General features: G+C 66.9%; 9 protein-coding genes. 6 read left to right on the top strand and 3 right to left on the bottom strand.

The window, feature by feature from the left end; all coding sequences use genetic code 11:
* Positions 1 to 775: hypothetical protein (locus WC493_RS19065; protein WP_373067413.1), on the top strand; the 775-nt coding region annotated here is incomplete at its 5' end.
* A gap of 78 nt (positions 776 to 853) precedes the next feature.
* Positions 854 to 2005, top strand: a complete 1152-nt coding sequence (locus tag WC493_RS19060; protein WP_373067411.1) for a nicotinate phosphoribosyltransferase — start codon at positions 854 to 856, stop codon at positions 2003 to 2005.
* Positions 2006 to 2008: 3 nt separating this feature from the next.
* Here WC493_RS19060 and WC493_RS19055 read toward each other — a convergent pair whose 3' ends face one another.
* A complete protein-coding gene (locus WC493_RS19055) occupies positions 2009 to 3169 on the bottom strand; it encodes a patatin-like phospholipase family protein (protein ID WP_373067409.1) in 1161 nt (386 codons plus the stop codon).
* A 220-nt stretch (positions 3170 to 3389) separates the two neighbouring features.
* Here WC493_RS19055 and WC493_RS19050 point away from each other — a divergent pair, with 220 nt between their 5' ends.
* Positions 3390 to 4862, top strand: a complete 1473-nt coding sequence (locus tag WC493_RS19050) for an MDR family MFS transporter (protein WP_373067406.1) — start codon at positions 3390 to 3392, stop codon at positions 4860 to 4862.
* 2 nt (positions 4863 to 4864) lie between these two features.
* On the opposite strand, the gene WC493_RS19045 is transcribed toward WC493_RS19050, so the two are convergent.
* Positions 4865 to 5872: an NADP-dependent oxidoreductase gene (locus WC493_RS19045; RefSeq protein WP_373067404.1), complete on the bottom strand. Its 1008-nt coding sequence runs from the start codon at positions 5870 to 5872 to the stop codon at positions 4865 to 4867.
* 112 nt (positions 5873 to 5984) lie between these two features.
* Here WC493_RS19045 and WC493_RS19040 point away from each other — a divergent pair, with 112 nt between their 5' ends.
* The 3 genes from WC493_RS19040 (at position 5985) to WC493_RS19030 (ending at position 10192) form a co-directional block, all read left to right on the top strand.
* Positions 5985 to 7640: an NAD+ synthase gene (locus WC493_RS19040; protein WP_373067401.1), complete on the top strand. Its 1656-nt coding sequence runs from the start codon at positions 5985 to 5987 to the stop codon at positions 7638 to 7640.
* The gene (gene gltX, locus WC493_RS19035) at positions 7640 to 8974 is read left to right on the top strand and encodes a glutamate--tRNA ligase (protein ID WP_373067399.1); all 1335 of its coding nucleotides are present in this window, start codon (positions 7640 to 7642) and stop codon (positions 8972 to 8974) included. Before WC493_RS19040 ends, gltX begins: the two co-directional genes overlap by 1 nt.
* Before the next feature lie 87 nt (positions 8975 to 9061).
* On the top strand, positions 9062 to 10192 hold the full coding sequence (locus tag WC493_RS19030) for a GGDEF domain-containing protein (RefSeq protein ID WP_373067396.1): 1131 nt from the start codon (positions 9062 to 9064) through the stop codon (positions 10190 to 10192).
* 6 nt (positions 10193 to 10198) lie between these two features.
* Here the strand turns inward: WC493_RS19030 and WC493_RS19025 are convergent.
* Positions 10199 to 11179: XRE family transcriptional regulator (locus WC493_RS19025; RefSeq protein ID WP_373067394.1), on the bottom strand; the 981-nt coding region annotated here is incomplete at its 5' end.

The raw sequence follows: 11179 nt of genomic DNA, 5'->3' as shown, positions 1-11179 counted from the left end.
TGCGCCATCTTGGCGGATGACAGTGGCCCTGCCTATGCTGACCGTCACAGATCGGCAGGCGTCGCCCTATCGGATCTTTGATCAGCCTGATCGCGACCGTCTCGATCGCGTACATTGGATCGACCCAGAATTCCCGCTATGGTCGAGGCTGGAAAATGTAATCTTGGATCGAGGGCGCGACGTGGGCAGGCCTGCCGGTTCCAGCGCTGCGGTATTTCTGCTGCCGCTCTTCTACCTCGTCGGCAACGTCGTGTCTGCCTTGAACCGGATCGGCTCCCCGGCAGCGTGCCGCAGCGGCGACGGCCTGACGGATGTCGACCATCTCGCCCTGATGATTCCGGCCATCAGCCGCATCGTCCGATCGTCGGCGACGGATTGCGCGCGGGCCACGATGGCCCTCGATGTCCTCGGCGCGGCCTTCCTGACCTATGCACTGGTCCTCGCGCCGCTCTATGGGGCAAGTTATGCGCTTCTCCGCTGGCGCAAAGCGGAAACGCAGGTCCTGCCGGTGCGGCAAGACGCGCCGAAAGGGGCCGACGTCGCCAAGGCCCTGGCACTCGTGCATATGGTGGCCTGGAGCACCCTGATCTTGATGGCGTTCGACACTGGCGGATCCGCCACGACTTCCCGCTATTTTCTCGGCGTCAGGGGTGACGCCGACCTGTTGCGCTATCCGTTCTTGCTGGCTGCTTCCATGGCAGCGGCGACATTCCAGCCTTACGTCTGGCTCCGCCGCGCCAGCTTGGCGGGAAGGGACTCCAAAGGCCGTCCATAGGGAGTGATGGAGCGGCCGATCTTGGCGCAAGGACCGGCCCTGCCTATGCTGACAGCCCCCGACCCCCCCGGAGTCACCATGACCGAGCCTTCGCCCCTGCCGCTGCCGGCGACCGACGACGCCAGCATCGCCGCGCTGACCGATGCCTATTTCAAGCGGACGCGGGCGATCGTCGAGATGTTCGGCGATGTCGAGGTGACCTATGCCGTCTTCATGCGCCGGCCGGTGCTGTTCGCCGGCAAGCCGGCGATCGACTGGCTTCAGGCGGTGGCGGCGGCGCGCGGCACGCGCTTCGTGATCGAGCCGCGTTATGCCGAGGGGGACTGGGTCGGGGCGGGCGAGCCGATGCTCTATATCACCGGCTCCTTCGCCGCCCTGGTGGAACTCGAAACGCTCTATCTCCAGAAGATCGGGGCCGCCTGCGTCGCTGCCTTCAACGCCTATTCGATGTGCTGCGAAATGCCCAAGGTCGCCTTCCTCGCCATGGAGGCGCGCCATACCACGGGGCCGGAGATGATGGCCCTGATGGCCTATGCCGCCGCGGTCGGCTCGGCCGCGGCCAAGCGGGCGGTCGGGGCCAGGGGCTTCATCGGCGGCGCCAATGATGCGACGGCGGGTTTCTTCGGGGCGACTGCCGGCCTCGGCACCATGCCGCACGCCCTGATCGGCTATGCCGGCTCGACCGTGCGGGCGGCGGAGATGTTCGTCGCCGCCAACCCGGGCGTGCCGCTCACCATCCTGCCCGACTATTACGGCCGCGAAATCTCGGATTCGCTCGAGGTCTGCCGGCGTTTTCCCGAGATGGCGGGCGAGGGCCGTCTCTCGGTCCGGCTCGATACCCACGGCGGCCGCTTCCTCGAAGGGCTCGACCCGCAGGCGAGCTATGCCGTGCTGGAACGCCACGCGCCCGGTTCCTTCCGCCAGTACCGGACGGAGGAGGAGCTGAAATGGCTGGTCGGCACCGGGGTTTCGGCGGCCGCCGTGTTCCGCCTGCGCGAGGCGCTGGACGCGGCCGGTTACGGGGCGGTGAAGATCGTCGCCTCGTCCGGCTTCGGGCCGGCCAAATGCAAGGTGATGGCGAGCGTGGCGGCGCCGATCGACGTGGTCGGCACCGGCTCCTTCCTGCCGGAGGACTGGCGCGAGACCTATGCCACGGCGGACATCGTCCGCTATGGCGATCGCCAGTCGGTCAAGATCGGCCGCGAATTCCTGCTGCGCGAGCGGGACTGATCGTCAGCGGTCATAGTCGTGGTGGAGGTCGTGGACCTTCACGCTGCAGCCGGCGTCTGGCTTGCGCAGCCAGTCGGGCCTGGACAGGGTCCGCTTGGTATCCTCGTAGCCGGAACGCCAATGTTCCTCCATCGAGGTGCGGGAGAATTCGAAGTCCTTGGCGTCGCCCTCGTAGACTTCCTGCTGATAGATTAGATGGGCGATGTTGACCGGCGGGATGTTGGAGACTTCGGCCAGCAGCTTGCGGTCTTCCTCGTCCAGGAGATGGGCCGGGACCTTGGACAGGGATTTCGCCACGCGCAGGCGGAAGTCGTGGTCGCGGCGGTAGGTGTCGGTGGTGAAGCGGGTGCGGCTCGAATAGGCGATGTCCTTCTGGCGCGCCATGACGTCGCGCATGTCGCGCGGCAGGGCGCCGGAGGCGCTGAACAGGTCGACCTGGAAGGCGAGGGTGGAGAGCTGTTCCTTCTGGCTCAGCAGATGCAGGAGCGGCGTGTTCGAGACGATGCCGCCGTCCCAATAATATTCGCCGTCGATCCTCACCGGCGGGAAGGCCGGGGGCAGGGCGCCCGAGGCCATCACATGGTCGGGCAGGATGGTGTCCCGCCAATTGTCGAAATAGAGGAAGTTGCCGTTCTTCACGTTGACGGTGCCGACCGAGAAGAAAACGCTGTCGTCGTTCAGCCGCTCGAAATCGACCAGGCGTTTCAGGGTCTCGCGCAGCGGGCTCGTGTCGTAGAAACTGGTGGCGCCTTCGGCCCCGCGCGGCTGAAGCCAGGGGTTGACGGTGCGCGGCGTGAAGAAGCCCGGCTGACCCTGCAGCGTGGTGACGACCGAACTCCACTGATTGCGCCAGGAGCGGAACATGTCGCCGTCCGGCGTGTAGAGCCAGATCTTGCGGTCTGAGATCAGCTCCCAGAATTCGCGGAGCTTTTCCACCCGGCGCTCCGGCGGGTTGCCGGCGATGATCGCCAGATTGACCGCGCCGATCGAAACCCCGGCCAGCCAGTTCGGCTGCACGCCGCGTTCCGCCAGGGCTTCGTAGACCCCGGCCTGATAGGCGCCGAGCGCACCACCGCCCTGGAAGACCAGGGCGACCCGATCGTAGGACTGGGCGATCTCTTCGATTTCCGAGGCGTGGCCGACGTCATTCAAGCGTTCGAGCATGATGCTGTTCCTTGGCCGCAACCGTGCGCGCTGCCCGCCTTGCCATCTTGCACGAGCTGCCAAGCGGCGGAAGGGCATTGCCGGCGAGACACGGTCTTTGCTGCACTGCGGCATAGAATGCCAGATTTCCGTTGCGCCGCAAAGGCGGTGGCGGCCTGGGCGCATCAGCCATGCGTCCAGCACGATTGCCTTTCCGGGGTTCCACCCGGACCATCCGACGATGGAAAAGCCGGCCCGGAAGCCCCTGAATCCCGCGGAAGTGCGCCGCATCATCATCGGCATCATGCTGGCGATGTTCCTCGGCGCGCTAGATCAGACCATCGTCGCGACCGCGCTTGCGACCATCGGCCGCGATCTCGGCGACGTCGCCGACCTGTCGTGGGTGATCACGGCCTATCTGCTGTCGTCGACCGCCGTGACCCCGCTCTACGGCAAGCTGAGCGACGTGCATGGGCGCCGAGTCGTCCTGCTGATCGCGATATCGATCTTCGTGGCCGGCTCGATCGCCTGTGCGCTGGCGCCCAGCATGTTGATCCTTATCGTGATGCGGGCGGTCCAAGGGCTGGGCGGCGGCGGGCTCATCTCGCTCGCCCAGACGATCATCGCGGACGTCGTCTCGCCCAAGGAACGGGCGCGCTTCCAGGGCTATATCGCCAGCGTCTTCGGCCTCGCCTCGATCGGCGGACCGGTGCTGGGCGGCGTGACGGCCGAACACCTGCATTGGTCGCTCGTTTTCTGGATCAACCTGCCGCTCGGCGTGCTGGCCTATGCCATGACCGACCGGGCACTGCGCGGCCTGCCGCGGGTCGACCGGCACCATCGCCTCGACCTGATCGGCGCCGGGCTGATGGCGGGGGCGGCCGTCGTGCTCATGCTGGCACTCACCTGGGGCGGTGTCGTCTACCCTTGGGGATCGGTGACGATCGTTGGCCTGCTGGCCGGATCGGCCCTGCTCTGGGCCGCCTTTGGCTGGCGCATCACCGTGGCGGAACAGCCGTTCCTGCCGCTCTCCGTCCTGTTCAACCCGGTGGTGCGCTTCGGCATCATGGGCGCGCTCCTGACCATGGGCACGCTGATCGGCCTCTGCATGGTGGTGCCGATCTATCTCGAAGCGGTGCTGGGCCATAGTGCGAGCACGGCCGGGCTGATGCTGATCTCGCTCATGGGCGCGGTGCCGCTCGGCGCCACCACGGCGGGGCGCGGCATGGCGCGGATCGAGCATTACAAGATCCTGCCGCTCGCCGGCTGCGGCGGCGCGGGGCTGCTGATGGCCTTGCTCGCCCTCTATCCGGCCGGCTTCGGCGATGCCGGCACGGCGCTTCTCTTGGCGGTTGCCGGCTTCTGCATCGGCCTGGTGCTGCCGGTCACCACGGTCGCCATCCAGAATGCCGTGCCGATGGCGCAGATGGGCACGGCGACCGGCGCGATGAATTTCTTCCGGGCGCTCGGCAGCGCCGTGATCGTCGCCGTGTTCAGCGCGATCTTCTTCGCCGGCATCGGCGCCACGGCGGGCGATGCGCTCGATCTGCACGCCTTGGCCGGCCAAATGGCGGCGCAGGGAAGGGACCTCGCGGCCGTCTTTTCCAACGTCTATTGGGCGGCGGCCGGCTGCCTCGGCGCCTCGCTGGTCTTCCTGGGGCTGATGGAGGAGCGCCCGCTGCGCAGTTCGATCGAGCCCCAGGCCGCCGAATAGGCTCAGATCCGGACCACCAGCTTGCCGATATTGGTGCCGTCGAACAGCATGTTCAGGGCTTCCGGCGCACGATCCAAGCCCTCGACCACGGTTTCGCGCGACTTCAGCCGGCCTTCCATGTGCCATTGGGCGAGCTGCATGCTGCCCTCGATGAAACGGTCCTTGAAATCGGTGATGATGAAGCCCTGAAGCCGGATCCGCTTCATCAGGAAGGGGCGCAGGTCGTAGCGCGGCGCGGTGTCCTCGTTATAGGTCGAGATCATCCCGCACAGCGGCATCCGGGAATAGAGATTCATGCGGGCGACCACCGCTTCCATGATGGTACCGCCGACATTCTCGAAATTGACGTCGACACCCTTCGGCGTCGCCGCCGCGAGCTGAGCCAGGAAATCCGGCGCCTTGTAGTCGACTGCGGCATCGAAGCCGAATTCCTTGACCAGCAATTCGCATTTCTGCCGCCCGCCGGCGATGCCGACGACCCGCGCGCCCAGGATCTTGGCGACCTGGCCGACCACCGAGCCGACGGCGCCAGCCGCGGCCGAAACCACCACGGTCTCGCCCGGTTTGGGCTCGCCGATCACGGTCAGGCCGAAATAGGCGGTCAAGCCGGTCATGCCGCAGGCGCCCATCAGGGTGGGCAAGGGAATCGGCAATCCATCCGGGATCACGGCCGGCGGCAGCAATTCGCCCGGCGCCCCGATCAGGCAATAGTCCTGCCAGCCGAGCAGGCCGGAAACGAGATCGCCTTCCTTGTAGCCCGGATGGCGGGAGGCGACGATCCGCCCGATGCCGCCACCCCGCATCACCTCGCCCAGGGCGACGGGCGGCATATATTGCTCCATGTCCGTCATCCAGATCCGGTTGGTCGGATCGAGCGACAGATAGAGGTTGCGGGCCACGGCCTGACCCTCGGCGGGCTCCGGCACCGGCGATTCCAGGAAATCGAAATCGGCGCGTTCGACGCGGCCATGCGGCCGCCGCTTCAGGCGGAACTGGCGATTGACGATCATGCTCTCCTCCCCATTTTTTCAGGCCTCGTTCTTGGTGCCGACGATAGCGGGAATGGCGGCCAGTACAATGCGGCCGTTGCCGAGCTTCGCGCCGCCCGCTAATGCTTCTGCCATGACCGCGTGCTTCCGCCTGGCCCTGGCCCAGATCGATTTCACCGTCGGCGACATCGCCGGCAATGTGGCGAAGATCCGCGCTGCCCGCGCAGCGGCAGCGGGGGCCGACCTGCTCGTCACCAGCGAGCTTTCGGTCACCGGCTATCCGCCGGAAGACCTGGTGCTGAAACCGGCCTTCGTCGACGACGCCATGGCGGCCGTGCATGTCCTGGCCGGCGAGACGGCGGACGGCGGGCCGGCCCTGCTGGTCGGCGTGCCCTGGCGCGAGGCGGGGCTCCTGCACAATGCCGTCGCCCTGCTGGACGGCGGGCGGATCGCAGCGCTCCGCTTCAAGGTGGACCTGCCCAATTACGGTGTCTTCGACGAGAAGCGGGTGTTCCAGCCGGGCCCGACACCGGCCCCGGTCGAATTCCGCGGCCTGCGCCTCGGCCTTCCCATCTGCGAGGACATCTGGACCCCGGCGGTCTGCAGCCCGCTGGCGGCCCAGGGCGTCGATCTCCTGCTGGTGCCGAACGGCAGCCCCTTCGAGGCGGACAAGGACGGCGTGCGAGTCGAACTGGCCGCGGCAAGGGCCGCCGAATGCGGCGTGCCGCTGGTCTATCTCAATCAGGTCGGCGGCCAGGACGAGCTGGTCTTCGACGGTGCCAGTTTCGCCGTCGATCCGGCGGGCGACCTGATGTTCCGCATGCCGGCGTTCCAGGAATCCCTCGCCGTGATCGAATGGCGGAAGGGGACGGACGGCTGGCGCCCGCTCGACGGGCCGGCGGCCGCGATACCCGATCGGCTCGGCCAGATCTATGGCGCCATGATGCTGGGCTTGCGCGATTATGTCGCCAAGAACCGGTTCCCGGGGGTCGTCCTCGGCCTTTCGGGCGGCATCGATTCGGCGATCTCGGCCGCCGTGGCGGTCGATGCGCTGGGGCCGGAGCGGGTCTGGTGTGTCATGCTGCCGTCCCGCTATACCAGCCGCGACAGCCTGGAGGATGCCGAGCTTTGCGCCAAGCTGCTCGGCTGTCGGCTCGACGAAGTGGGGATCGAGCCCGCCGTGGCCGCCTTCGGCCAGATGATGGGGCCGGTCTTCGAAGGCCGGAAGCCCGACATCACGGAAGAGAACATCCAGTCCCGCGCCCGCGGCCTGGCGCTCATGGCTATCTCCAACAAATTCGGCCACATGGTGCTGACCACGGGCAACAAGTCCGAAGTCTCGGTCGGCTATGCCACCATCTATGGCGACATGTGCGGCGGCTATTCGGTGCTGAAGGACATCTACAAGACCACGGTCTTCGCCCTGTCGCGCTGGCGGAACGAGAACCGGCCGGAAGGCGCCCTCGGACCCGATGGCGCCGTGATGCCGGAACGGGTGATCACCAAGCCGCCGACCGCCGAGCTGCGCGAGAACCAGAAGGACCAGGACAGCCTGCCGCCCTATGAAGAGCTGGACGACATCCTGGAATGCCTGGTCGAGCAGGAAATGGCCTTCGAGGATGTGGTCGCCCGCGGCCATGCGCCGGCGACGGTGCGGCGGATCGAGCAACTGCTCTATGTCGCCGAATACAAGCGGCGCCAAGCGGCGCCAGGCGTGAAGATCGGCCGCAAGCTGTTCGGCCGCGATCGCCGCTATCCGATCACCAACGGCTTCAGAGACGCCCGCTGATGGTCCGCGTCCGTTTCGCGCCGAGCCCGACCGGCCGGCTCCATGTCGGCAATGCAAGGATCGCCCTGGTCAACTGGCTGTTCGCCCGGAAGCTCGGCGGGCATTTCCTGTTCCGCCTGGACGATACCGATACCGAACGCTCCACGGCCGAATTCGCCGCCGGGATCGAGGCCGATCTCCGCTGGCTCGGCCTGGGCTGGGATTCTTTCGCCCGCGAGAGCGACCGGATGGATCGCTATGCCGGGGCGATCGAGGCGTTGAAGGCGTCCGGCCGGCTCTATCCCGCCTGGGAGACGGCAGAGGAACTGGAACTGCGCCGCAAACTGCAGATCGCCAGCCACAAGCCACCGGTCTACGACCGCGCGGCACTCCGGCTCGACGATGCCGCCAAGGCGAAGCTGACGGCCGAGCGGGGCCAGCCCCATTGGCGCTTCCGCCTGGACGGCCGGCGCATCGCCTGGGCGGACCTCGTGAAGGGCGAGACCGTGGTGGATACCGCCTCGCTCTCCGATCCCGTGCTGGTCAGGGCCGACGGGCGTCCCCTCTACACCTTGACCTCGGTCGTCGACGACATCGACTTCGCCATCAGCCATGTGATCCGGGGCGAGGATCACGTGACCAACACGGGCGTGCAGATCGAGCTGTTCGAGGCCCTGGGCGGTGCCGTGCCGGGCTTCGGCCATCTCTCCCTCCTGGTCGACGCGACCGGGGCGGGACTCTCCAAGCGGCTCGGCTCGCTCTCTCTCGGCGGTCTGCGGGAAGAGGGGGTGGAGGCGATCGCGGTTTCGGCGCTGCTGGCGCGCCTCGGCACGGCCGATCCGGTGATGCCGGTGGCGGCGCTGGACGATCTCGTCACGGGCTTCGATCTCGCACGCTTCGGCAAGGCCCCGGCGCGTTTCGATCCGGCGGAATTGCGCGCCCTGTCTGCCCATTGCCTGCAGATCATGCCCTTCGATGCGGTGCGCGAGCGCTTGCCGGAAGGTACGGGCGAGGCATTCTGGATCGCCGTGCGCGGCAATATCGCCACCCTGGCCGACGCGGCCGACTGGTGGCGCATCCTGCACCGGGCGCCAGAGGTCGGACCGATCGAGGATCCCGCCGGCGTCCTGGCGGCGGCGCCCGACCTTCTGCCGGAAGGCCCACTCGACGGTGCGAGCTGGGGAATCTGGACCAAGGCGATCGGGGCGGCGACCGGCGCCAAGGGCAAGGCCTTGTTCCTGCCGCTCCGGCTGGCGCTCACCGGGCGTGATCATGGGCCAGAGATGCGGCTGTTGCTGCCCCTGATCGGGCGCGACGAAATCACAACAAGAATGGGGAAAATTGACCGCGGATAACTTTGGCATTTGACAGAAGTCAAATCCCGGACCGAGGCTGTGCCGGACTGTAGCGCCAATTCGCTACTCATGCGCAGAAGAGCACCGATGTCGAAAGGCGAGAGTGGGCATCCGGCGGGTCCTCGTGGCAGGGCGCGGCCGATCTATGCGGGCGTGATCTCCGCCTTGTTCGCCCTGGCGATGACCATCGGTACGCTGATGTTGGTGTCGGCCATTATCCAGCAGGCATCGCGGTTCGACATCGCGCGGCTGGTTCTCATGTTCCAGGGAACGGCCGAACCGAGTGCCATGCCTGTCCAGGTCGACCTGATGGATATGTTCGAGGTCCGCCGGGCCGAAACGCCGATGCCCAGCGAAGACGTGGACGGCTGCCGGGCCGAATTGACCCGGTGGTTCGGGCGCGAGATGCCGATCGACAGCCGGGACGACATCAAGCCGATCGCCCGCGCCGTCTGCTCGGGCGAGGGACGGGCAGTGGTCGGGCTGCAGGCCAGCAATGCCATGGCCATGATGACGGTGACCCGCAACGGTGCCGGCGCGCCGACGGTGGCGGGGCTGTTGGTGCGCATGGGGCGTTTCGACATCCTCGGCATTTTGCGCCGCAATCCGCTGATCTATCTGCTGGTCGCCGCGGTGACCCTGAGCGCCGGGGGCTTCGCCTATTACCTGCGCCTGCAGCCCTATCATCTCTATGTCGACGCGACGGCGCGGGCGACGACCGACGGCTTGTCCGGCGTCCTCCGCCGGGAGGAATTTCTCGCCGGGCTCGAGCGCAAGATGTCGGAAATCGCGGCCGATGGCGGGCTGGCCAGCGTTCTCGCCCTCGACCTCGACCACTTCAAGGCGGTCAATGACAAATTCGGCCATGCCGCAGGCGACGAAGTGATCCACGTCTGTGGCGAGATCATCGGCTCGACCGTGCGTGGTGGCGACCTGGTGGGCCGCGTCGGGGGCGAGGAATTCATGGTCCTGCTGCCCAACCTACCCAAATTTGTCGCCGCCGAAGTGGCCGACCGCCTGCGCAAGAAGATGGCGGCCCACGCCTTCGATTTCGACGGCCAGCGCATCTTCGTCACCGTCAGCATCGGTGTCGCCTCGGTCATGCCGCGCGACACGTCGGCCGCGGTGATGTCGCGGGCGGACTACCGGCTCTATATGGCCAAGAACGGCGGCCGCAATTGCGTCGTCTGGGAAGACGACGACAACCACGACTTCTGACCATGTTCACACGCCGATCCGGCGCCCGTGCCAAACGACCTGGCCGATGATCACCGGACCGTCCGCAGTGTCGGCGGTGGGGAAATTCTCGCTAGGATAGCAGCTCTTTTCGGCCAGCAGCAGAATTTCGCCGGAGACGCGCCGGCAGATGCGCCGGATCAAGAGCGTGTCACGGACCAGGAAGGCATAAGTGCGGTCATGGCTCAGGCTGCGTTCCGAACTATCGATCAGCATGAGATCGCCGCGGCCGAGCAACGGTTCCATTTCATCACCGACGGCAATGGCGTGAACCAGAACGTTGGGATCGCACTCCGTCATGGCCCGTGCCCAGTCGGCGGAGAGGAGCAGCGGACCGACCGCACCGCTGCCACCGATGGCAGCTTCGTCGGGCAGGCGGATCGAGTCGGAAAAATGGGGAATCTCGACCAGACCGTGGTTCCAGTCGTTGGCCGGTCGGCCCGGCGCAGGGCCGGTGGCAACGGAGCGGCCCGTGACGATCCAGGTCGGGTCACCACCGATTTCGGCCAGTGCCTTGAGGACATGGCACTTGGGCTCGGTTTCGTTCCGCTCGTAGGCCTGGTAGGTCCTTTCGGCAATGCCGAGGCGGGCTGCGAGATCGTCCTGGCTGAGGCCGAGCTTCTGTCGGAAGCGGGCCAGGCGGGCGCCGACGCTGGTCATGCCGCCCCCGTCGCTTTGGAATGCGCCGGCTGCGGCCGGCTCGGACCCTGCAGTCTGTAAGCTGCTGATACACGCATGGCCTTGTCCCTGTGACCCTTCAGCGTCGTTGTCGATTTCGATCTGGACCGGCCCTTCTTTGGCGGGAACTCGCCGGCCGGGCCTCAGCAGAAGCCACCAAGGCTGGATGGTCAAGAGCGTCGCATCGGCCGCGGCCCATGCTGCCCGGCAATGGGCGGCGGGCCGCGCCGCGCCGTGGACCCCACCGCCGCGATCTGCTAAAGCCTGTCCCCTCGAATGGAGGTGAGTGCG

Source organism: Zavarzinia sp., from assembly GCF_041650655.1.
In the GTDB taxonomy this organism is placed as follows: Bacteria; Pseudomonadota; Alphaproteobacteria; order Zavarziniales; family Zavarziniaceae; genus Zavarzinia.
This window is presented reverse-complemented; position numbering and strand designations above follow the sequence as displayed.